Here is a 21,560-nt window from a genome sequence, read left to right on the forward strand (position 1 = left end):
GCGCTATCCCACGATCAGGCTGGTCAATGCCCGGGCCGACAGCATCTCCGGCACCATCGACGATTTCTCCGTCCTCACTGCCGATGGCGAAAGCCTCAGCGCGCGCCGCCTGATCCTGAGCTATGGCGTCGCCGACCAGATGCCCGATATTCCGGGCTTTGCCGAAGGCTGGGGCACGTCCATCGTGCCCTGCCCCTATTGCGACGGCTTTGAAGTCGCCGGCCAGCATTGGGGCCTCGTCTGGTCCGGCCGGCAGTCGCACAATCAGGTCAGGCTGTTCCACGATTGGACCGACAGGTTGACGGTCTTCGCCGATGGTCATGACATTCCGCCCGATATCCGGGCCGATCTGGCGCGCCGCAACACACCTGTCGTCGATGGCCGGATCACCGGGATCGCCCATCACGGGGGCCATAATGCCACCGTCAAGCTCGATACCGGCCCCGATGTCGCGGTCGACATCCTGTTCGCCCATCCGCGCAACAAGCCGTCCGCAAGCCTGCATGAGTCATTGGGCCTTGCCACGGTCGATACGCCCCTCGGCATCATCCTCAAGGTCGACGAGCGCCGCGAAACCAGCATGCCCGGCATCTACGCCGCCGGCGACCTCGCCAACCCCCTCACGCCGCCATCGGTCACCCTGGCATCATCGCAGGGCGCGATGGCGGGCATCTTCGCCCAGCAGTCGATGCTGGTTTGAGGTGAAGCACCAGCAAGAGCTGCAACGCATCGTCGGCAACCTGCTCACCGCCACATCAGCGAAAAGCAAGCGCGCTCGATCAAGTACCAGATCAGGATCCCAGGCTGCCGCTCGCCCACGGCGTCGAGGACTTCTCCTTCGACAACACGCCTCCCGACGAGAGGCTGATCTGTACACGTAAGGAGCCGCACGAAAAAGGCGGCTTTCTATCCGCTCTACGTCGCCATCGGAACGGTCGCTGAGCGATCCCCGCCGTTCCGCTGTTCGACGAGCCGCCGCCGATGGCGATCGCGCCGTCGGTGGCGTGGCTCTTTCAATCATATGCACATTCAGCGATGTCGAGGCCGCGCCCATGAACACCGCCCGTACCATCAGTCTTGTTGGCGTCGCGACCGTGGCGCTTGCGCTCGGCGCCTGCAAGCCGGAGGCGCAGGCCGACCCGCGTCAGGCGGCCCGGATCGTCCAGACCGTGACCGTGGAGGCGGCGGCCGAGCAGCGCCGCTCCTTCACCGGCGTCATCGCCGCGCGGGTGCAGAGCAATCTTGGCTTCCGCGTGCCTGGAAAGATCGTCGAGCGTCTCGTCGACACGGGCGCGGTGGTGAAGGCTGGCCAGCCGCTGATGCGGATCGACCGCACCGACCTTGATCTCGCCATCACGACACGCGAGCGGGCGGTGGCGTCGGCGGAGGCCGTGCAGAAGCAGGCGGCCGCCGATGAAGTCCGCTACCGCAAGCTGCGCAAAGCCGGATGGTCGACGCAGCAGCGCTACGAGCAGGCCAAGGCCGCGCTCGACACCGCAAACGCCCAACTGGAGGCCGCCAAGGCCCAGGCCCAGATGGCGCGGAACGAGAGCGCCTACTCGGTCCTGAACGCCGACGAAGACGGCGTGGTCGTCGAGACGCTCGGCGAACCTGGCCAGGTGGTTTCGGCAGGTCAGGTGGTCCTGCGCATCGCCGGCAGCGGATCTCGCGAAGCGTCGATCAGCCTGCCGGAGAGCGTGCGCCCGAAGATCGGATCGCAGGCGCAGGCGACCCTGTACGGCGGCCAACTGAAGGGCGTGGCGACCCTGCGCCAGCTCTCCGACGCCGCCGATCCGCGCACCCGAACCTACGAGGCGCGCTACGTGCTGGCCGGAGACGCCGCCAACGCGCCGCTCGGCGCGACCGTCACCGTGGGCGTAGCGATCAACGGCGCCGCCGAGGGCGTGCGAGTTCCGCTCGCTGCCCTGAACGACGATGGCTCGGGCTACTTCGTCTGGACTGTCACGGACGGTCCGAAGCTCGAGCGGCGCGCCGTCAAGGTCGCGCGCCTCGGCGCGGACTTCGCCACGCTCGGGGAGGGCGTCGCGGCCGGCGAGACGGTGGTCGCGACCGGCGGGCGATTCCTGCAGGGCGGCGAAGAAATCCGCGTGGCCGAGAACAAGGCCTCCATGCGATGAGCGGCTGGAACCTCTCAGCGCTCGCCGTCCGCGAGCGTGGGATCACGCTCTTCCTCATCATCGCGATCATCGTCGCGGGCGCGGTCGCTTACGTGAAGCTCGGCCGCGGCGAGGACCCGTTGTTCACCGTCAAGGTCATGACGGTCACGGCGGTATGGCCGGGCGCGACCGCGCAGGAGATGCAGGATCTCGTCGCCGACCCGATCGAGAAGAAGCTCCAGGAGCTGCAGTACTACGACCGTGTCGAGACCCTGACGCGCCCGGGCCTCGCGCTGCTGACGCTCAACCTCGTGGACTCGACGCCGCCGCAGGCGGTCGCGGGCCAGTTCTACGAGGCGCGCAAAAAGCTCGAGCTCGGCGACCTCAGGACGAAGCTTCCGCAGGGCGCGCTCGGTCCCTTCGTCAACGACGAGTATTCCGACGTCGCCTTCGCGGTCTACGCGCTGAAAGGCCATGGCCTGCCGGAGCGGCAGCTCGTGCGCCATGCCGAGACCGTCCGCCAGCGTCTGCTTCAGGTGCCGGGCGTGAAGAAGGTCGACATCATGGGCGAGCGCCCGGAGCGGATCTACGTCAACTTCTCCTATGCGCGGCTGTCGACGCTCGGGGTCAGCCCCAACGACGTCTTCGGCGCGCTCCAGCGCCAGAACGCCGTCACCCCTGCGGGCTCGGTCGAGACCTCAGGACCGGAAGTGTTCATGCGCCTCGACGGCGCGCTCGACAGCCTCGACCGCATCCGCGACACGCCGATCGTTTCGAACGGGCGGACGCTGAAGCTCACCGACATCGCGACCGTCGAGCGAGGCTACGAGGACCCGCCGACGCTGCTCGTCCGCAACGGCGGCGAGGAAGCGCTGCTCCTCAACGTCGTCATGAAGGAGCGCTGGAACGGGCTCGATCTCGGCAAGGCTCTCGAAACGGCCGAGAACACGTTCGGCGCGGATCTGCCCGTCGGCGTGACGCTCTCGAAGGTGTCCGACCAGGCGGTCAACATCGACGAGGCGGTCGGCGAGTTCATGCTGAAGTTCTACGTCGCGCTTGGCGTCGTCATGGTCGTGTGCCTCATCAGCCTCGGCTGGCGGGTCGGCGTCGTGGTCGCGGCCGCAGTGCCGCTGACGCTCGCGATCGTGCTGGTGATCATGATGGTCACCGGCCGCATGTTCGACCGCATCACGCTGGGCGCGCTGATCCTGTCGCTCGGCCTGCTGGTCGACGACGCCATCATCGCGATCGAGATTATGGTGGTGAAGCTGGAGGAGGGCCTGAGCCGCGTCGAGGCCGCGACCTACGCCTGGTCTCACACCGCCGCTCCCATGCTCGCCGGCACCGTCGTCACGGTGTTCGGCTTCCTGCCCGTCGGCTTCGCGGCGTCGAGCGCGGGCGAATACGCCGGCAACATCTTCTGGGTGACCGGTTTTGCGCTGCTGGCGTCCTGGGTCGTGGCGGTGGCCTTCACGCCATACCTTGGCGTGAAGCTGCTGCCCGACATCAAGAAGCTCCCGGGCGACGCGCACGGGCAGATCTACGCGACCCCGATGTTCGAACGCTTCCGGCGCCTCGTGCGGTGGTCGATCCGGCGCAAGTTCGTGGTCGCGGGCGCCGTGGCCCTGATGTTCGCCGCGTCCGTCGTCGGCATGGGCGCGCTCAAGCAGCAGTTCTTCCCGACCTCTGACCGGCCGGAGGTGCTGCTCGAGGTCCAGATGCCGGAAGGCACGGGGATCAACGTCACCAGCAGCATTACGAAGCGCGTCGAGGACTGGCTGCTCAAGCAGCCGGAAGCCAAGATCGTCACGGCCTATGTCGGGGCCGGCGCGCCGCGCTTCTTCTTCTCCTACAATCCCGAACTGCCCGACCCGTCCTTCGCCAAGATCATCGTGCTGACGGGCAGCGAGGCGGAGCGCGAGGCCCTTAAGCTCAAGGCGCGCCAGGAGATCGCCGAGGGCCTCGCGCCGGAGGCGCAGGTGCGGGTCTCCCAGCTCGTGTTCGGCCCCTATTCGCGGTTCCCGGTCTCTTTCCGGGTCATGGGCCCGGACCCGCAGGTCCTGCGCGGGATCGCAGACACGGTCCAAGCCGTCATGACGGCCAATCCCAACACCCGCACCGTCAATCAGGACTGGGGCGAGCGGGCGCCGACCGCGCGCTTCGTCCTCGACCAGGACCGCCTGCAGTCGATCGGCCTCACCACGGCGGACGTGTCCGATCAGCTCCAGGTGCTGCTGCGCGGCGTCACCGTCAGCCAGGTCCGCGAGGACATCCGCGCCGTCGCTCTCGTGGTGCGAAGCGACCTCGGCGCTGCGCCCGACCTCGGCCGCCTCGGCGACCTCACCATCGTCAACCGCGACGGCGCGCCGGTCCCGCTCAGCCAGATCGGCCATGTCAAGGCCCGTCCGGAAGACCCGGTGACGCGCCGCCGCAACCGCATCCCGACGATCACCGTGCAGAGCGACATCGACGAGAGCCTGCAGCCGCCGCAGGTGACCGCGGAGGTGTTCGAGGCGCTTCAGCCGACGATCGAGGCGCTGCCTGCGGGCTACCGCATCGAGATCGGTGGCAACGCGGAAGAATCCGCCAAGGCCAACGCGGCGCTCGTCCCGATCTTCCCCGTGATGGTCGGCTTCATCCTGCTAACGCTCATCCTGCAGGTCCGCAGCTTCTCGGCGATGTTCATGGTGTTCCTGACCGCGCCGCTCGGCCTCGTCGGAGTCATGCCGACGCTGTTCCTGTTCGGCGTGCCGTTCGGCTTCAACGGCATCCTCGGGATGATCGGGCTCTCCGGCATCCTGATGCGCAACACGCTGATCCTGATCGGCCAGATCCACACCAACGAGGAGGAGGGCATGAGCCCCTACCAGGCGGCGGTGGAGGCCACCGTCCAGCGGGCGCGGCCCGTGGTGCTGACCGCGCTCGCCGCCGTCTTCGCCTTCATGCCGCTCACGCTCTCCGTGTTCTGGGGCTCGCTCGCCTACACCCTGATCGGCGGCACCGCCGCCGGCACCGGCCTCATCCTGTTCTTCCTGCCCGCGCTCTACTCGATCTGGTTCCGCATCCGGCCGGAGACGGGCGCGAACCCGGGCCCGATCGCGGCGGCCCAGCCCGCCCACGCCTGAGCCATCCAATCAACGACCGACAGCCTGAAGAACCGACATGAGCCTTCAAGCATCCGACAGGGCCCGAAACCCGAGCCAGAACCTCCGCCGCTACGGCCCTTGGGCGCTCGTGACGGGCGCGTCCGACGGCATCGGGCGCGCCATCGCCGAGCAACTCGCCCAGGACGGCTTCAGCCTCGTGCTGGTCGCCCGGCGGCAGGAGGCTCTCGACGCGCTCGCCGCCGAGCTTGGCCGGACCGGGGTCGAGACACGGGTCGTGGCGAGCGATCTCGGCCCGCGGGGCGGGGCCGCGAAGCTCGATAAGGCGACAGCCGACCTGGACGTCGGACTGGTCGTCGCGGCGGCGGGGTTCGGAACTTCGGGCGAACTCCTCGACGCGCCGTTGGAGGCGGAGCTCGACATGATCGACCTGAACTGCCGGTCGGTCGTCGAAATCTCGTCAGTGTTCGGCCGGCGGCTGGCGAAGCGCGGCCGTGGCGGCCTCGTCCTGTTCAGTTCTGTCCTCGCCTTCCAAGGAGCGGCAGGCGCCGCGAACTACGCCGCGACCAAGGCGTTCGTGCAGACCCTCGCCGATGGACTGGCGCGCGAGCTGAAGCCGCGCGGCGTCGACGTGCTCGCGACCGCCCCCGGCCCGACCCACAGCGGCTTCGCCGACCGCGCCAACATGACGATGGGCTTCGCCGCGACCGCCAAGGACGTCGCCCGCGCCACGGTATCCGCGCTTGGCCGATCGGGAACCGTGCGCCCGGGCTTCGTGGCGAAGCTCCTCGGCTGGTCGCTCGCGCCCCTGCCGCGCTGGGCGCGCACCTCGATCATGGGACAGGCCATGGCGAGCATGCGGCCGAAGAAACCCGCCGCCATCGGCTGAAGCGCTCACCTCAAACAGACAATCAGGGAGAGAGACAGATGTTTGGAACGCGAAGCTATAGCATCCTGGCCGCCATGGGCCTTGCCGCCGGGACCGTATTCACCTGCGCTTCCGCCGCATCGGCGGAGCAGCCGGCGATCGCCCTCCCCGCAAGCTCGCCGTTTCCCGAAAGCCTGACGGCCACCTCGGACAGCACGCTCTACGCCGGGAGCCTGACCAATGGCGGCGTCGTGCGCGCGAAGCCCGGATCTACGGAAGCGGAGGTCTGGATCAAGCCCGGGGCCTTCGGGACGCGCTCGACGTTCGGCGTGCTGGCCGACGAGGCGAACGGGCTGCTCTGGGTCTGCTCCAACGACGCGTCGCGGCTCGGCGCCAAGGGCCCGAGCGATGTCGAGGGGGCGTTCGTGAAGGGCTTCGACTTCAAGACCGGCGAAGGCAGGATCAGCGTCCCGCTGCCGGCCGGCCCTGCGATCTGCAACGACATGGTCCTCGGCCCGGACGGCTCTCTCTACGCCTCGAACACCGCCCAGCCGCAGATCCTCCGCCTGAAGCCCGGCGGGTCCGAGATGGAGGTCTGGGCGCAGGATGAAAGGCTGAAAGGAGGCCTCGACGGCCTCGCGTTCGGCGCCGACGGCGCCCTCTACGCCAACACTTTCATGAGCGGCGAACTGTTCCGCTTCGAGGTGAAGTCCGGGTCCGTCGGCAAGATTGGGAAGATCGAGACGCCGCGGCCCCTGAAGTTCCCGGATGGCCTCAAGGCTGACGGCTCCGGCTTCCTGATGGTGGAGGGCGGCGGGCCCCTGTCGCGGGTCACGATCGCGGACGGCAAGGCGACGCTCACGACCATCAAGGACTTCGCCGGACCGACTGGGCTCGCCCGTGTCGGCGACGTGATCTGGGTGGCCGAAGGTCAGATCGTGAACCTCGTCGATCCCTCGCTGAAGGGACAGATGCCGAAGAGCTTTCAGCTCCGCGCCGTGAAGGCCGACCGATAGCGAAACGGCCGCTCAGGCGCGCCGCACCCAAAACTGACCGCAGATCCAGCAGCGCCGTTGGCCGATCCGGCCGGCGGGAGACCGCGCAACAACAAGGACAGCGCCATGGTCTACGCCATGATCGTCAAGAAAAAGATCCGCCAGAGCTTCGACGACGTGAACCACCACCGATGGGATGACGCGGTCAAGGATATGGCGCCGGACGTCCATCATCGCGTTTCCGGAACGCACGCGCTCGGAGGCGAGCGACGCGGCAAGCAGGCCGTTCGCCGGTGGTTCGAACGCATGGGACGCGTCTTCCCCACGCTTCGCATAACGCTCGACGAGGTGTGGGTGACAGGCGGGCCTTGGAACACCACTGTGTTCGCGCGATGGAGGGCCAGCGAGGCGCTCCTCGATGGCCGTGGACGGTACGAGAACCGCGGCCTGCACGTCTTCACCCTGAAGTGGGGCAAGGTCCGCGCGCTTGAGGAGTACTTCGATTCGCAGGCCGCGGACCGGGCTCTGACGGTCCAAGCGGAATGCGGTGTCGCCGAAGCCGCGGCCGAACCGATCGCAGGCTAGTGTAGCCTACAGAGCCTCCACGGCGCCGCTGCAGTTCGCTTGAGCGCAAGCAGCATCGATCACGCCAGTTTTAATTTCACAATAGACAGGAGCGCCACCATGGCCGCCGTAAAACCATTCAAACCTCTAGACGAGAAATTTCCGTTTCAGCGCCAACTCGGTATCGCGGCCGCGCCTCTCGTGCTCATCAACCTCTTCACGGTCGTCGATCCCGCCGACGAAGCGGGTTTCCTGGACGCTTTCAAGGCGGCTGCCGTGATCATAACGAAGCAACCGGGCTTCATTTCCATGCAACTACATCGAGCGATCGGCGATAGCCCGACTTACCTGAACTATGTGGTGTGGGAATCTACCGAGGCGGTCCGCGCCGCCTTCGCTGATCCCGAGTTCCTCGCGAAACTTCCAGCATATCCGTCATCGGTCGTAGCCAGACCGCACCTGTTCCAAAAGGTCGCCGTCCCCGGCTTCTGCACGGCCTGACTCGGGAAATATGGCGAGGCGCGATGACGGGTATCTCCGCCCAGCACTCGATGCTGGTTTGAGAGCGCAGATTGGAGATGAGCATGGCCGTCGAACCGGACAGCGCGGGTGTGCGCTTCCCTCCGCCCTTGGTCTATCTGGGAGCGCTGCTGTTGGGGTTGGCGGTGGATCGGTTCGTCACGCTGGGCTCTTTCGGCATCGACTGGCGGTTGCTGGTCGCGACGGGCGCGCTGCTGTGCGTTGCCGGCACGGCGATGATGCTTGCGGCGGCGGGGCTGTTCCGGCGGCTGGGCACGAACGTTCCGCCGTCGCAGCCAACGACCCTCATCGCAACGACCGGTCCCTATCGGTGGACCCGCAATCCCATGTATCTCGGCATGGCGCTTATCTATGCCGGCCTTGCGATCGGCTTCGACGGGCCGATCGCCTTCGCCTTGCTCCCGTTGGTGCTGATCGTGATCCAGACGCAGGTGATCGCCCGCGAGGAGCGCTATCTCGAAGCGAAGTTCGGCGACGACTACCGCCGCTACAAGGCCGAGGTTCGCCGATGGCTCTGACTATTCCGCCGCTGCGTAGGTGGAGGACCGGGCCGGAGATCGGCCCGGCCCGATGCCGGCGCGGTAATCGGGCTCGCTGCCATGGCGGCCGCATGGCTGCCGGGCCTGAAGTTCACGCCGGCGATCGGCGCGATGTCGGGCAGGGCAGGGGCGGACTCGCCGTGGCTGTGCCCGCGATGCTGCGGCATTGAATATTTCTTTATGTTCCGGTCGGAATCGAGTTTTCGGCGTTGACCCGAAAACCCCGAGGCGCAAGCTGGCCTCGTCTCAATCCGATCGGGCCGCTACAGCGGTTCCGATCGGAACCGGGGCGGCCCTTCATCCCATATGGAGGGTCACATGCTGAATGAGTGGAAGCTTATCGGTCGTATCGGTTCGTTCAACGTCCAGAACTACTCGGATGGAAAGCGGATCTTTCTCTCTCTCGCGGAGCAGGCCAACTACTTCGACGACGAAAAGCAGGACTGGGTCGAGCGCACTCGCTGGCACGATCTAACCTCCTGGCAACCGGAACTCATCGACCGCATCACCAGCAAGTACAAGGTCGGAGATCTGGTTTACGTCGCAGGGATCCTGGACCCGTGGAAGAGGAAGGCGGAGGACGGCACCTATTCTTCGGGTGTCAACCTCAAGATCCAGACGTTCCGCTTCCTGCAGAGGAAGAAGGAAGGTCAGACCGAGCCGGAGCCGCAAGGCTACGACGACGAGATCCCTTATTGAGCACCGGGCTGACGCTTCGTGCGGCTCGTCCGGCCAAGGGGGTGGCTATCGCCACCCCCTTACTTCATGGGTTCGGCGCCTCAAGCTGTGGCGCCGCCGCCGGCGCCGACAGGCCCAGGCCCTGCAGCTTCGCCTCCACCACCGCCTCCGTTTCGGGCGTGCGGATCGGCGCCACCTGGACAACGGTCGCCAGCTGCCCGGGCTGGAACATCACTGCGCGGCCGCGGGGCAGCGTCAGAGTGACGTTCTCCGGTATCAGCGCCTCCTCCTCCTCACCGAGCATGCGCTGGTCCTCCCAGACCTCGCCGCCCAAGGCGCCGACCTTCGTCCGCTCCATTTTCGCCACACGCTTCCGAACTGTTCCCGACGCCTTCGCCACCCACTCGGCCGTGGCCGCATCGGTGCCGCCGAAGATGAGCTTGAGCTGGCAGTTGGTCAGCACCGATTGCAGGATCGCGTCGCCGTCGAGACGGACATCGTCCGGCTTCACCATGTCGCCGAAAGACTGGAAGGCGACGGTGATGTTGATGTCGGCGCCCAGGGCCGTCGCGAGCGCGCCGGTGATCGTGTCGGAGGCCAAGAACCGCAGCTCGTCGACGAAGATCGACAGCGGCGCCGTCCGCTGCTTCTTCAGCCGCGTTGCGGTGTCGACCAGCTCCCGCAAGATGAGCCGCGTGGCGAGCTTGATGTCGGCGTCGCTCAGCGAGCCGACGATATAGACGATCGCGCTGTTCGTGAGGGCGTCTTCGGTGTTGAGGCCGCGGCCCGATCGAGGCGTGAGCCCGCGGCGCTTCGACAGGCGCCGCAGCTTCTCGCGAGGGGAGGCAAGGGCTTCATCCTCCTTCTCGGTCAGGTCCAGCTTGCCCAGCTCGGCCAGGATCCCGGCCAGGCTCGACCTCGTCGACTTTTCCATCGCCTCGAGGAGCTTGCCGGCGGCGAGAATCTTGTAATGGTCCGCGTTGGTTCCCGTCTCGGCGAGGTTCAGCAGCTCGACCATCCTGGTGCGCCGCTCTTCGAGCGTTCCATGCTCGAGCGGCGACCAGGTGCCGAAGCCGTCGTCGCGCAGATCGATCATCACGAACGGGCGGCCGAGATCCTTGGCCCGGGCACGCATGATCGCCGGCAGAAAGTCGTCGCCCTTGGGGTCGATCATCCAGACGGCATCGCCGCGCATGATGGCCTGATCCGCCCAGCTCTGGAATGTCACGCCCTTGCCGTAGCGGGTTGCACCGATCACGCACTTGTTGGTTTCCAGGAAGGTCGCGAGCGGGATCTGCACGGGATCCATGTTGTCGTTGATCGCGGTGAAGACCTGGCCGCTCCGATAGAACGATCGGGGGTCGAACTTGACGGCGTCCCAGCGACCTACCTCGTCGCGAATGTCCGACAGCACCTCCGTGCGTTGGCGCACGCGGGCGTCACGCAGCCTGGCCGATATCCAGGGGCGGCCGTACCGCACGAAACCGACCCGCAGCATCACGGCCAGCGCCGGCACGGCGAGGGCGAGAATCCACCACCGATCGATGATGGCCCCGATCAGCGCGGCGGCGGCATCCGGCGCGAGAACCCGGTACGCCAGCATCCGGTACAGCGCTGCGAAGGCGATTCCCAGGATTGCGGCGCCGAGGGCGGCGATCCGCACCCGCCACCAGAGGGTATGATGGCTGGCCTTTTCGTCGTGTGGTCGCGCCCCGGGCCACCCCAGAAGGATGCTCAGGGCCACCAGGCCGAGCACCCAGAGCGGGAAATCCGGATACCCCCACCGCAGCACCCCGATCCACATCGCATCGCCGGCCTGCTGCAGCCTGAAAACGAACCCGTCCATCATCGTCTGCCGATCCCTGATCAAGGGTCAATGCGCGCCGGCCGGGGAGATCCCCGACCGGCACCATGAAGGCGTCCGCTATTGCAGCGCACGCCCATCGCTCGCCGTCCTCTGCCACCGCCGGTCCGACCGGACGGCAACGGCGAGCGCGGCGACAGGGCCGTCCCCCCAGGCGTCGAGCCAGGGGGAACAACCGCCGTCGCGCGCCGCCACCCGCGAGGGCGATTTTGCGGCGTCACGATTGATGGTCGTCATGGATCCTCCATGGTTGTCGATTGCCCGGGATTGGGCGGGTCTGTCTGTCGCGTCATGTCGATTCTCCGGTTTGATCAGATGAAGCCCCGTTAGGGGCGTTCGCCCGCTCGCGCTGCCAAGCGCTCACGGACCGCACACACAACCCGGGCTGCCAAGCCCAGGCCGCTCTCACTGCTGTCAGCTTTCGGTTGTCCAGGTGCCGAGGGGAGGGGGCCACCCTCCCGCCGACGCCATCGCTCCGCCCAGGGTTTCGATCGAACCACCAGGGGCGTTTTTCACCTACTCACCGACGCTCCCAGCCATAGCCGTGACCGTCCTGCCAAGGACGGTCAGACCCGGTGCCACCCGGGTCCGGCCTTAGGCTTTCCCGCGTTATTCCAGTCGGTCTTAACGAGCAGACCGCCAGCGCCTCACGATGTCGGTTAGGCCTATGTCCTTTCATCTCAGATTTCGGGGGACCGAGGTTCCAAAGCATCTCCCCTACTCACCGCATCGCTTCCAGCTTCGATCACCGAGGGACTGCAGCCCCCGGCACTGGCTCTTGCTCTCCGATGTGCATCCTCGGGCGGATGCAGTTACAGGCTTGAGCTATCCATCGATCTCGCCAGGTTGCCCCAGCGAGTACCAGCCATCCGAGGTTTCCCCTGGTGGCCTCCCGGCGGTTTCCCGCCGGGCGTGAAGCCCACCTGATCGGCACGCGTTCGACCCTCTCGAGCCGCCCACGGGCGGGGCTGATTACCCGCTCTCCAACTGGACAGGGCTACCCGTGTCACCACGGGGCCCGTGTCCGCGTCGCCCAACGTCTCGACCTGTTCCAGATCCGATTGGGTCGAACGGGGGAATTGCACCCCCGAGCGCCCGTTGCAGCCGGACGAGCCCCATTACGGGCATCCGGCTACGGCAGTGAGATGCGCCCGGGTTGGCAGCCCGGACGCGCGGCTAAGGTTGCGTGGCATGGGTGGGCGGCCCTCCTGTCCTCCTTGTGCAAGGCAGGGCCGCGAAGCGTTGTGGCTGAAGGTGTTCCGCTGGCGAGGCGGAAACACGAGTGTTTCCGCCTCTGGCGGGTCCGTGTGCTCCGTTCATAGCGTCGGCCTCCGGTCTCCACCCGGACGGCGCAACAGGGTTGCTGGTCCGGGTGTCGTGGGCCGGCGCGATGGCGTCGCGCACGGGGTGGCCTTCGGCCACGGCTTGGCGGCAGGGCGGGGTGGCTGGTCCCATCCATACCGGCGTCTGAAGCCGGCCACGGTATAACCGCGACCGCGAGAAGATGCATGATCCCCGCCTAGTCGCCAAGCCTTTTCCGCTATCGCGGAAGCGCTCCGCGCAAGGAACCTCTTTCTATTTCTCAGTTGCCGCTTATTATTTCTATATCTAAATCTTCTTTCCATTTCCGTTTGGTCTGCAACTCCTCCTGCGTTTCGCCGCAAAAATGAGGTCCGATCGTGATGAATGTTTACGTGCACAAGGCCGGAATCATGCAAGACATGCTGCGGCACATTGCAAAGGGATATGTCTGGTACTTCCACGGCACAGTGCACGTGACGAAAGCCGAGCAGTTTGCAGCGAAAATGTCAGCGCACTACGCAGTGCGATTGACAGCTATCCAGCGCGCCAATCGGAAGGCGAGGGGACTGGCCAACGCACGCTTGTTTCTCTATCCGCGTCACGACAGGTTCGAGTTTGAATATGTCGTCCTTCTGACCGACGGTGCGCATCCGGCAAGGGATGTCGAGCGGCTTCGGAGCGTCACAGACAAGCGCTCTCGGCTGATCTTCGACGAGCGGTTCGAGGCGCTGATTCTGCCTGCCGCCGGCAGCGTGCCGCGCTGGACCTGGCGCCTGACGCCGGAGGCCTTCGAAGCACAGGTAACGGCTGTGAAGATCGCTGTCAGAAAGCGGGATGACGACACGGATATCCGGCGCGTGATCTCCGGAATCTATGCAATGCCGGGATTTCGTGGCTTGCGTCAGCAGATGGCGGCGCTGCTGCGGTTACTGCAGGGGGAGTGGAAGCGGGTGCGGGACACTGCAGCGTGCCCTTATGCGTCGACCAAGCTGAAAGGATATTTGAGGCTGGTTGACATTCAGCTGGTGCCACTGAATGATGCCGTCCGTCGCATTGCTGCTGGAGGGCGTGCGATCCCCCTCGACCTTGTCTATGACAGGACCAGCAGCAGCATGGCGAACAAGCCGTTTAAGCTTTCTATTGCCCCGACGCAGGCCGCTCCTTGCACGCTGAAGCGCGTGCAGCTCCCTGCGGATGTCTACAGCGATTTCGTCGAGTACAGGAACGCGTTCAACGCCCACTATGGCGTGGACATCGACGAAGACGATTTGGCGGCGAAGCTCATTGAGCTGGCGTTGAAGCGGGAGGTGCGATCGCGGCCAGTCCGTCGGAACAGTCGCGGCGACGGGGCCGCGGCGAGGGAGGGAGCGGACGCGACGAAAGCCAGCGCGGCGGAGGCGGAGGCATAGCATGGTGCCACCGGAACAGCGCAATCCGCTGCTGCAGTACTACGGCAAGCCAATTCATCCCTTCCTTGAGGATCCGGACGTCACGGAGATTTGCATCAACGGTGCGTCGAACATCTATGTCGAGCGAGGCGGGCGGTTGCATCTCACAGACGCGCGCTTCGAGAATGACGCGCAGCTCGAGGAGTTCGTTCGGCAGATTGCGCATCACCTGCGCCAGGACATAGACGGCGACACCCATCCTATCTTGGATGCCAGGCTGGAGGACGGCAGCCGTGTCAACGCGATCCTGCCGCCCTATTCGGTTGGCTATGTCGCCGTCACGATCCGTCCGAGCCCGAAGCATCGCATGTCGTTGGACGACCTACTGCGGCTGCATATGCTGGACGAACGCATCGCGCGTCGCGTCGAGCAGGCTATCGCGGATGGCGACAGCGTCATGACCGCCGGCGGCACCGGCAGCGGCAAGACTACGCTGCTTCGCGCATTCACGCAGTTCATCCCGCGCGATGAGCGGGTGCTGATCGTCGAGGACACCACAGAGGGTTTGGCGCCTGGGCATCCGCATGCGGTACAGCTAGAGGCGGCTCGCCGGCGCCGCCACGCAGACGACCAGCTCACGGTGACGATGGATGCGCTGATCACCAATACGCTGCGGATGCGGGGCGACAAGATCATCGTGGGCGAGGTGCGCACGCCGGAAGCCGCCGCGGCACTCTTTGCGGCGCGCAATACGGGCCATTCCGTGCCCCTTTCGACCGTTCACGCCAACAGTGCCCGCGACACCTTTCTCCGTCTGCGCCACCTCCTGGCCGCTGCCAATCCGAGCATTCCGATCGCTGTCCACGACGAGACGGTGCGTTCGAACCTGAGGCTCGTCCTGCATGTCCGGAAGGTCCGTGTCGGTGACGAGGTCCGGCGCCGCGTCACGGAGTTGATCGAAACTCGCGAGGGCGAGATCCGGGAGGTCCTGCGCTACGACGCGGACGCCGACACGTGGCACTAGCGCGTGCCGCCGGCGTCGCTCTCGCGGTGCTGATCGCGACTGGCTCGACGGCCGCCGCCGGCGGCGAGAGCTGTTTCGCTCGGGCGTCGCGCCTGGCACAGGTCGACGCAGATGTGTTGCTGGCGATGTCGTACGTCGAATCCCGCTGGCAACCTGAAATCACCAATGGGTCGAATCGGAACGGCACCGAAGATGTCTGTCTGATGCAGGTGAATTCGCGCCACTTCGACCGGCTTGCCGCGATCGGCATATCTCGTGACCAGCTGCTCGGCAACTGGTGTGTGTGCCTGCTGACCGGGGCGCAGATCCTGCGCGAGATGATGGAGGCGACCGGGCATGACCTTTGGACGGCTGTCGCCGCCTACAACGCGGGCCCGAACAACGTCGCTGGCGGACGTCGGTACGCCGGAGCCGTTCGGGAGACTCTGACAGCCATTCGCACGATCCGGCAGCGTCGAGCCGCCGGCACGACTGCAGGCCTCCTGCCGGAGGCTCCAGTGCCGACCGCCGGGGCGGATCCTCGGCTCGACGCGCTTGCCGCCCAGCTCAAACCGGGAGCGAAAGGGGGGGCCAGATGGCCAATAGACGGCCGCGGGCGCCGTTGACCTGGTGGATCGTCATGTTCCCCTGGATGAACTTCCTGCGGCATAGAAGGCTCGTGCAAGCGCTCGTCTGCCTCTTGCTCCAGCTGACCCTTTACCTTTGGCCGGTCGCCGTGATCTGGGCCCGGACCGCACATCGAGCGCCGCCACTGCGCTGGTCGGATATCGACTTCGATTTCGGGGATGACCCGCCAACCTCCTATCGTCCGCACCGCCGCTGAAGGCGCCGTGCTGATGTGATTTCCATCGATTGATCCGACTGACACACCAAACGAGGCAACTAGAGATGGTGGAGATCACCCTGACACCAGCATTGGCCAAGTTGGCTCTGCGGCTGATCAACACCGTGTGGTATGTTGGCGCCGCCGGTAGTGTCTCAGTTTGAAATCCGCCGCCCTTGACGCAGCCTTCGCATCCGGCCGATCCATCCTATATGCTTAGCGGAAAGCATGGGAGAGGCGAATGTCATTCACGATAGCGGCGACCAATTCGGCCGGGGCTATAGCCTTAGAGCTGGCAACAGCATCGGATGCCGTCAATAAGTTTCAGGAGTTTCAGCAACAGGGTTATCAGAGGATCGTCGTCCGAGACAATCTCGGTCGGGCGCTGAGCCTGGATGAGCTACTGCTCTTGATGAGCAGTGATGGGGACGACTGATGCCCAAGGGACCCAAAGGCGAGAAGCGGCCCGCCGATGTGATCGGCAACGCCGTGCATGTCATGCGCATTGCGACGGGCGAGATCGAGGAAGGCTCGCCCGCCGATGACGGCAAGGATCCTGCCGCGAAGGCGCTGGGCGCCAAGGGCGGGAAGGCGCGCGCCGAGAGTATGACGCCGGAGCGGCGCGCAGAGATCGCGAGGAAGGCGGCGGCGAAGCGGTGGAGCCGGCAGCCTGAATAGGTTCTGTATAATTTCGCCTTGATTTGCAGATCGCACTCAGCCTATCGTTTGGCTCTCAATACGGAGCGATTCGATGATCCCGACTGCGGAACAGGCCAAGGGGATACTGGGCCCCTATCATCCGATGATCCGCGGCCTCATCGAAGAGGCGTGGGCAGAATGGAAGGCTGTCCAGGCTTGTCGAGCGGCCCAACAGTTGCCGCCACTTCTCTACCCTCGCACCCTTTCCAATTATATTTTCGACGCAATCGCCCGGCGCGCAATTTTAGCCTTCGGTGCCGAGGACGCAGTCCAAGTCGAAATCGAGGCGCAGACCTTCAAATTGCACTTCAAGGGGCTCTGCGCTCGCTTCAAAAAAGGCGGTGAGGACAAGCTTGGCCGCAATGTCCCCACCCAAGCGGCGCTCGCCTTTATGGACGCCGATGGTCTGCTCCCGGGCATGCCGCCCGAGACGGCAAAGGTCGAGTTCGTTTGGCTGTCGAATGAGATCGGGGATCTTGATCGGGTCCTCGTCATCGCCCGCGATGGCGACCAGCTGATCTGGGAATATGATATCGACCCGGCCGAGCCTGCGGCGGATATGCTGACCCTGCCGATATCGCCGACCGAGCCAGACAACGATGGGGCGCCACTGGTGACCCCGAAGACCCCTGCGAAACCCGACACTAAACAGCAGTAAGGACATGTCCAGCGTCGGTGATATGCTGCGCCTCGCGCGGCAGCGACTGGGATTCACGCAGAAGGCGGCGTCCAGCCAACTTGGGATTCCGCAGCCCGTCCTATCTCGATTTGAGAATGGGGTTGCTGAGCCTGATGGGGCGCTATTGTCGAAGGCGGCGCGCGTCTACGATATCCCGAAAGAGTTCTTTGACCTCAAGGAGCCAGTTTATGGACCTCCTGTGAGTGTCCATCCGATGCCGAGAGCAAAGGCCGATGTTACCGCCCGTGATCTTGATATGGTGACGGCGGAATTGAACATTCGTGCGATGCAGCTTCGGCGTTTTCTGGAGGCTGTGGATTTCAAGCCAACCCATGAACTTCCATTTTTGGATGTAGAGAGCTACGGATCGCCTCAGAAGGTGGCGGCTTTGCTTCGCGCGCATTGGAATCTGCCGCCTGGGCCGATCAAGAATTTGACGGCCGTTGTCGAGCGCGCTGGCGCCGTCGTGGGGCTGTCTGACTTCGGCGGGGCATCGGTGAGTGGCATGACGTTCAGGGTGCCTGGGCAGCCACCATTAATCTTGATCAATGCCGATCATCCAGCGGATCGCATGAGGTTCACTCTCGCGCATGAATTGGGGCACCTTGTTGAACATCGGTTCCCAACGCCCTCGATGGAGCCAGAGGCGAACGAGTTTGCCTCGGAGTTTTTGATGCCGGCCGCCGATATTCACCCGTACTTTGCCGGGAGACGGATCACATTAGAACTGTTGGCAGCACTTAAGCCTGAATGGCGGGTGTCAATGCAGGCGCTTCTTCGGCGGTCTAAGGATCTTGGATATACCGATCAGAATCAGTATCGGTATTTAATGCAGCGTATTAGTCAGCGTGGATGGAGACTTCGGGAACCGCCAGAACTCGATTTCGAACGAGAACATCCGATGGTGATTTCGAGTATCATCAACGCGCATATCAAGGACCTGGGCTATACACTTACTGATCTGACGAAGTTTGTTCCAATGTATGAGCGAGAGTTCTCGCGGCTCTATGGGGATATCGGGGGGCAGACGCCGGGTCCACGGTTGCGACTCGTCATGTAAGTGAACAAAATGCTTGACGCTAAGCATAAATATGTGAGGGAGCAGACCGACGCGCTCGGTGACAAGATCGCCAAGCGGTTTACGGAAGTGGTTGGTCGCCTTCGAACGGAGATCGGCAAGGATAACGCCGTTTTTCGGTCGGAGATCAGCAAGGACAATGCTGAATTGCGGGCGACGCTCAGCGATCGGAACAGCGTTCGGATGCAATGGATCATTGGCAACCTGATCGCTGTACTTTCGTCAATCGTAACGCTGGTGGTTAGAAGTCTTCTTGACTAGCGCTTTAGTGGCGCGAGCCTCTCTCGTCCGGGTTGAGGATTCCTGCGGCGCATTTGGCGGCCCGCTGGCTGATGCCGATCACGGCGGCCGCGGCGCGCGGCGACCGCTCCAGGGCCATGCCCCACGGGCGTGGCAGCGGCCGGAGCTTGGCGCCGACGATGCGGCCGAGAGTACAGCGCGCGCCCTATCGCACCAGGCTGCGGACTTCCGGGGCGGCTTCGCTGTAGACCGTCACTGGTCCGTCATAGTGGCACGTTGCTCGAACGAAGCTGACCAGGATCGAGAGGTCCTTATAGGTTTTGTCCGCCTTTCCCTTCCACGTCCGCAGGATCGAATATCCGGGGCGCCACGACGTTGCGAAAAACGGGGTGAAGATCCGCACGTCGTCTTCGACCTTCTCGACGACAACGACTTTCAGAATGCGTCCTCCGTCGCGGAGGTGGCGTTTGATATCGGCCTCCTGGAGGCCTGGACCGTTGGTGGTCAGAAGGAACTCGTCGGCCCCCGCTGGCGGCGGCGGCGCGTCGTCACCTGCCTCCGCTTCCCGATGCCGGCCCACCAGGTCGACGTAGAGCGCCAATGCCCGGTCCAGCAAGTCGCGGTCGCTTTCTTCGAACGGGCGGTGAACGTTGGTCTCCTGGAAATTACCAGCGATGAGCGCGTACCCGGACGCCCGATCATAGGTCCAGAGGATGTACGGCGTCCCGAGATAGCTCCTGACGGCAGCTGCAGCAGATTCCAGCCGACCTTGGTCGCCCCTGGTGAGCATGAATTCGGGCGGGCGTTGGATCTTGAGGGTCGCCGGCGGCGCCTGATCCTGGCCGAGGCCGACCAGCTTGCAGAGCTTGAAACAACCTGTGTCGGCCGAGCACTCCTTCAGCAGAGCCACCCTGTCACAGATCATGTTTTCGCCGATGATCGTCAGAGTTGACTGCGCTAATTCGTCTGGTGTCGCGCTACGGGTTGCCAGGAATATCTCCCAGACCAAGCGGGCCAGGGTTCGGCTTCGCATTGATTCGCGGAAATTCTCAGCGCTCTGTGCCTCGAGCCGCCGGTAGCGCGTGCCAAGGGTATTCAGCTCCCTGCGGAGATAGTCTAACTCCCTTTGCAATTGTTCCGTTCTTGGGTCGCTTTCAGTCACGCTCGATACCGCAGGATCGCAAGAAGGCCAGTCCAATCTAGAGCGCGGGGAAGCGCATTTTCGAACGGTGCGATCTCGACTCCGGAATAGAATCCGATCAAAGGAATGTTTGCATCCAGACTTTGCGTCAACACAGCCGTTTCCTCTTCTGGCGAGCCAGAAAGAACGGAAGCTCTCCCCGCGCAATTGATGTAGATCGATACCAGACTATCGCCCCGCTCGATAACCCTATTTGCGGCAGCGACCCCCGTTCGAACGGAATCCAGCATAAAGCTGGCGTCTCGGCCCATAATTTGCACCCTCGCGCCCTCTTGGAAGTCAGGTTCAAAAAGGGTCACGGAACCGGAATTCGGATCGCATGTCAGCAGAAGCCGGTTCACATAGGCGTTTTCGTCGTAGGGCGCGTACGGATCGCCCTGCTTTTGGCCCAAGGTTGCGAGCAGCGTGAGGGCTCGACTCTCCTCGCCATGGGTGAAAGATACGCCAAACTGCTGTTCCAGCACCTGCAGAGCGGGCCGGCCGTCCAACTCGAACACCTCAGCCCCTTCCATCCGCGTGATCGTCAGGAAGCTGCTGGCTGGCACACACCCGTGCATAACGAAGGTGTCTACGGTGACGGACGGGGGCCAAGCAAGAGCCACTAGGGCGTGATGGCGTACGCTTGAGCCGTCATATACCCATCCCCCCGAGAAATTCAGGTCCGTCAGGGTCCCGCCGCCGATCAGCTTCGGCTGAATGGATCCGCAGCCATCATAGAAGCCTCGCACGATGGGGGTTGCATGGTGCAGCCGCGGCGGAGATGCAGAGGCCACGCTGTCAAAAAACAGAAGCACGGTGTCGCCACGTTCGATGTTGGCAGCGACCTTTTTTCCTAGCCGTTTGGCTACGGTATACTCACCCTGGCGCAGATCGGGTTCGCTGAAAACCGCCGGCACAAATTCCGGGTCCGTGATGGCCAGGACGGCAAGTTCCAGGCCGGAATAGCCAAACTGCGAATGCACGATGCCGCCAGAAGCCGCGCCACCGACGATTGGTATACAGCCGTACCGATTCTGGAATGCGTTAAGAACAGACTGGCCGTCGAGTTTGCCGCCACAGAATACCAGCAGCATCTTCGGGTCGATGGAACCTAGGTCCTGGATGCATTTTTCAGCGGCCTTGGCGCCGTCTGTTGACCGAGCGAATGCGGTTTTCATCAATTTTGTGGCGATTTGGTTCATTTATACGCGCCGCTCCTTGCATCGCCGGTCCTGAATCATCCGTAGGAGACCCTTCCTTAAACTGCGAAAACGATCAAGAGGGGGTTGCGTTTTTCGATTTTTCTCCTCATAACATGATCTACAAGCCGTCGCGATTTGTGTAAACGCGACGGTTCCCGAAAGACCATAAGGCAGCAGGTGATGGGGATTCAGGAATATCGTCGCACCTTACGGAGCGAGCCGAAAGGCCCCCGACTGTTCCGTATGTGGCAGGAGGATCCTGAGGGAGCTGCCGCCTGGATGGATGACCGGGTTCTCAGCGATGCTGAGGTCGGGGTGGCCAAGGCTTGGAGTGGCGGCGAGAGCGGGCGTCACCTCGTGGCGGTTCCCGCCTCTCTTGCGGGCGAAGACGAACACCGGGTGGTGGAGGTCTTCGGCCCCCTCGGCACCCGTGATGAAGGGATGCCGCCCGAATGGATCATCTACCCCTCGGAAACGGGCGGCTTCGTGACAGAGGACTTCAGCGGTCGACGTGTGGTGTCGGCGACGCTTGAAGCGGCCCTTTCCGCTCTTCTGGACTAACGACGGAGGAGGCGCCGAACCGACACAGCATCTCACCCACACGCATAGGTGGCCGGTCGGGTGTCTCCAGCACACCGACCGGCCTGTCCTCAAACCCACCAGCGGATTAGGCAAT

General features: G+C 64.3%; 21 protein-coding genes. 18 read left to right on the forward strand and 3 right to left on the reverse strand.

Annotated elements, in window-relative coordinates; genetic code table 11:
* The 9 genes from E9232_RS31415 to E9232_RS31455 all read left to right on the forward strand — a co-directional run.
* Positions 1-700 (forward strand): FAD-dependent oxidoreductase (locus E9232_RS31415; RefSeq protein WP_309801029.1); only part of this gene is annotated, 700 nt, incomplete at its 5' end.
* A 352-nt stretch (positions 701-1,052) separates the two neighbouring features.
* Complete coding sequence (locus E9232_RS31420; RefSeq protein WP_309801031.1) at positions 1,053-2,138, forward strand: efflux RND transporter periplasmic adaptor subunit; 1,086 nt, start codon at positions 1,053-1,055, stop codon at positions 2,136-2,138.
* Positions 2,135-5,242: an efflux RND transporter permease subunit gene (locus E9232_RS31425; RefSeq protein WP_309801033.1), complete on the forward strand. Its 3,108-nt coding sequence runs from the start codon at positions 2,135-2,137 to the stop codon at positions 5,240-5,242. Before E9232_RS31420 ends, E9232_RS31425 begins: the two co-directional genes overlap by 4 nt.
* Before the next feature lie 37 nt (positions 5,243-5,279).
* On the forward strand, positions 5,280-6,110 hold the full coding sequence (locus E9232_RS31430) for an SDR family NAD(P)-dependent oxidoreductase (RefSeq protein ID WP_309801035.1): 831 nt from the start codon (positions 5,280-5,282) through the stop codon (positions 6,108-6,110).
* A 38-nt stretch (positions 6,111-6,148) separates the two neighbouring features.
* The gene (locus E9232_RS31435) at positions 6,149-7,105 is read left to right on the forward strand and encodes an NHL repeat-containing protein (protein WP_309801036.1); all 957 of its coding nucleotides are present in this window, start codon (positions 6,149-6,151) and stop codon (positions 7,103-7,105) included.
* A 105-nt stretch (positions 7,106-7,210) separates the two neighbouring features.
* A complete protein-coding gene (locus E9232_RS31440; protein WP_309801038.1) occupies positions 7,211-7,669 on the forward strand; it encodes a nuclear transport factor 2 family protein in 459 nt (152 codons plus the stop codon).
* A gap of 99 nt (positions 7,670-7,768) precedes the next feature.
* Positions 7,769-8,149 (forward strand): antibiotic biosynthesis monooxygenase family protein, encoded by a 381-nt coding sequence (locus E9232_RS31445; RefSeq protein WP_309801040.1) that lies wholly within the window; start codon positions 7,769-7,771, stop codon positions 8,147-8,149.
* 83 nt (positions 8,150-8,232) lie between these two features.
* Positions 8,233-8,706 (forward strand): methyltransferase family protein, encoded by a 474-nt coding sequence (locus tag E9232_RS31450; RefSeq protein ID WP_309801042.1) that lies wholly within the window; start codon positions 8,233-8,235, stop codon positions 8,704-8,706.
* Between the two features lie 339 nt (positions 8,707-9,045).
* Positions 9,046-9,426, forward strand: a complete 381-nt coding sequence (locus E9232_RS31455; RefSeq protein ID WP_309801043.1) for a single-stranded DNA-binding protein — start codon at positions 9,046-9,048, stop codon at positions 9,424-9,426.
* A 64-nt stretch (positions 9,427-9,490) separates the two neighbouring features.
* Here the strand turns inward: E9232_RS31455 and E9232_RS31460 are convergent, their stop codons facing one another.
* Positions 9,491-11,254: a type IV secretory system conjugative DNA transfer family protein gene (locus tag E9232_RS31460; RefSeq protein ID WP_309801045.1), complete on the reverse strand. Its 1,764-nt coding sequence runs from the start codon at positions 11,252-11,254 to the stop codon at positions 9,491-9,493.
* 1,694 nt (positions 11,255-12,948) lie between these two features.
* Between E9232_RS31460 and E9232_RS31465 the strand changes: the two genes are divergently transcribed.
* The 8 genes from E9232_RS31465 (at position 12,949) to E9232_RS31500 (ending at position 18,523) form a co-directional block, all read left to right on the forward strand.
* Positions 12,949-13,980, forward strand: coding sequence for a hypothetical protein (locus tag E9232_RS31465; RefSeq protein WP_309801046.1), 1,032 nt, complete (start codon positions 12,949-12,951; stop codon positions 13,978-13,980).
* A 1-nt stretch (position 13,981) separates the two neighbouring features.
* Positions 13,982-14,983, forward strand: a complete 1,002-nt coding sequence (locus E9232_RS31470) for a TadA family conjugal transfer-associated ATPase (protein WP_309801047.1) — start codon at positions 13,982-13,984, stop codon at positions 14,981-14,983.
* Complete coding sequence (locus E9232_RS31475) at positions 14,974-15,588, forward strand: lytic transglycosylase domain-containing protein (protein ID WP_309801049.1); 615 nt, start codon at positions 14,974-14,976, stop codon at positions 15,586-15,588. The genes E9232_RS31470 and E9232_RS31475 overlap by 10 nt, the downstream gene beginning before the upstream one ends.
* Positions 15,589-16,047: 459 nt before the next feature.
* Positions 16,048-16,242 (forward strand): hypothetical protein, encoded by a 195-nt coding sequence (locus E9232_RS31480; protein ID WP_309801051.1) that lies wholly within the window; start codon positions 16,048-16,050, stop codon positions 16,240-16,242.
* Positions 16,242-16,484, forward strand: coding sequence for a hypothetical protein (locus E9232_RS31485; RefSeq protein WP_309801052.1), 243 nt, complete (start codon positions 16,242-16,244; stop codon positions 16,482-16,484). The genes E9232_RS31480 and E9232_RS31485 overlap by 1 nt, the downstream gene beginning before the upstream one ends.
* 73 nt (positions 16,485-16,557) lie before the next feature.
* Complete coding sequence (locus tag E9232_RS31490; protein WP_309801054.1) at positions 16,558-17,163, forward strand: hypothetical protein; 606 nt, start codon at positions 16,558-16,560, stop codon at positions 17,161-17,163.
* Between the two features lie 4 nt (positions 17,164-17,167).
* Positions 17,168-18,244 carry an XRE family transcriptional regulator gene (locus tag E9232_RS31495; RefSeq protein WP_309801055.1) on the forward strand — a complete coding sequence of 359 codons (1,077 nt, stop codon included), beginning with the start codon at positions 17,168-17,170 and terminating at the stop codon, positions 18,242-18,244.
* Positions 18,245-18,253: 9 nt separating this feature from the next.
* Positions 18,254-18,523 (forward strand): hypothetical protein, encoded by a 270-nt coding sequence (locus tag E9232_RS31500; protein WP_309801056.1) that lies wholly within the window; start codon positions 18,254-18,256, stop codon positions 18,521-18,523.
* Positions 18,524-18,707: 184 nt separating this feature from the next.
* On the opposite strand, the gene E9232_RS31505 is transcribed toward E9232_RS31500, so the two are convergent.
* Positions 18,708-19,664: a hypothetical protein gene (locus tag E9232_RS31505; RefSeq protein ID WP_309801058.1), complete on the reverse strand. Its 957-nt coding sequence runs from the start codon at positions 19,662-19,664 to the stop codon at positions 18,708-18,710.
* The gene (locus tag E9232_RS31510) at positions 19,661-20,884 is read right to left on the reverse strand and encodes an FIST signal transduction protein (RefSeq protein ID WP_309801059.1); all 1,224 of its coding nucleotides are present in this window, start codon (positions 20,882-20,884) and stop codon (positions 19,661-19,663) included. The genes E9232_RS31505 and E9232_RS31510 overlap by 4 nt, the downstream gene beginning before the upstream one ends.
* 279 nt (positions 20,885-21,163) lie before the next feature.
* Here E9232_RS31510 and E9232_RS31515 point away from each other — a divergent pair, with 279 nt between their 5' ends.
* A complete protein-coding gene (locus E9232_RS31515) occupies positions 21,164-21,445 on the forward strand; it encodes a hypothetical protein (RefSeq protein WP_309801061.1) in 282 nt (93 codons plus the stop codon).
* The last annotated feature ends 115 nt before the right edge of the window (positions 21,446-21,560 follow it).

This window comes from Inquilinus ginsengisoli (assembly GCF_031453975.1).
Classification (GTDB): domain Bacteria; phylum Pseudomonadota; class Alphaproteobacteria; order DSM-16000; family Inquilinaceae; genus Inquilinus; species Inquilinus ginsengisoli_A.

What these genes read in the sequence shown, in the direction of transcription:
- E9232_RS31500 (WP_309801056.1), top strand. Translation starts at nt 18,254, where the DNA reads ATGCTTGACGCTAAGCATAAATATGTGAGGGAGCAGACCGACGCGCTC.
- E9232_RS31435 (WP_309801036.1), top strand. Translation starts at nt 6,149, where the DNA reads ATGTTTGGAACGCGAAGCTATAGCATCCTGGCCGCCATGGGCCTTGCC.
- E9232_RS31420 (WP_309801031.1), top strand. Translation starts at nt 1,053, where the DNA reads ATGAACACCGCCCGTACCATCAGTCTTGTTGGCGTCGCGACCGTGGCG.
- E9232_RS31515 (WP_309801061.1), top strand. Translation starts at nt 21,164, where the DNA reads ATGGATGACCGGGTTCTCAGCGATGCTGAGGTCGGGGTGGCCAAGGCT.
- E9232_RS31450 (WP_309801042.1), top strand. Translation starts at nt 8,233, where the DNA reads ATGGCCGTCGAACCGGACAGCGCGGGTGTGCGCTTCCCTCCGCCCTTG.
- E9232_RS31485 (WP_309801052.1), top strand. Translation starts at nt 16,242, where the DNA reads ATGCCCAAGGGACCCAAAGGCGAGAAGCGGCCCGCCGATGTGATCGGC.
- E9232_RS31430 (WP_309801035.1), top strand. Translation starts at nt 5,280, where the DNA reads ATGAGCCTTCAAGCATCCGACAGGGCCCGAAACCCGAGCCAGAACCTC.
- E9232_RS31425 (WP_309801033.1), top strand. Translation starts at nt 2,135, where the DNA reads ATGAGCGGCTGGAACCTCTCAGCGCTCGCCGTCCGCGAGCGTGGGATC.
- E9232_RS31455 (WP_309801043.1), top strand. Translation starts at nt 9,046, where the DNA reads ATGCTGAATGAGTGGAAGCTTATCGGTCGTATCGGTTCGTTCAACGTC.
- E9232_RS31510 (WP_309801059.1), bottom strand. Translation starts at nt 20,884, where the DNA reads ATGAACCAAATCGCCACAAAATTGATGAAAACCGCATTCGCTCGGTCA.
- E9232_RS31480 (WP_309801051.1), top strand. Translation starts at nt 16,048, where the DNA reads ATGTCATTCACGATAGCGGCGACCAATTCGGCCGGGGCTATAGCCTTA.
- E9232_RS31490 (WP_309801054.1), top strand. Translation starts at nt 16,558, where the DNA reads ATGATCCCGACTGCGGAACAGGCCAAGGGGATACTGGGCCCCTATCAT.
- E9232_RS31440 (WP_309801038.1), top strand. Translation starts at nt 7,211, where the DNA reads ATGGTCTACGCCATGATCGTCAAGAAAAAGATCCGCCAGAGCTTCGAC.
- E9232_RS31460 (WP_309801045.1), bottom strand. Translation starts at nt 11,254, where the DNA reads ATGATGGACGGGTTCGTTTTCAGGCTGCAGCAGGCCGGCGATGCGATG.
- E9232_RS31445 (WP_309801040.1), top strand. Translation starts at nt 7,769, where the DNA reads ATGGCCGCCGTAAAACCATTCAAACCTCTAGACGAGAAATTTCCGTTT.
- E9232_RS31470 (WP_309801047.1), top strand. Translation starts at nt 13,982, where the DNA reads ATGGTGCCACCGGAACAGCGCAATCCGCTGCTGCAGTACTACGGCAAG.
- E9232_RS31495 (WP_309801055.1), top strand. Translation starts at nt 17,168, where the DNA reads ATGTCCAGCGTCGGTGATATGCTGCGCCTCGCGCGGCAGCGACTGGGA.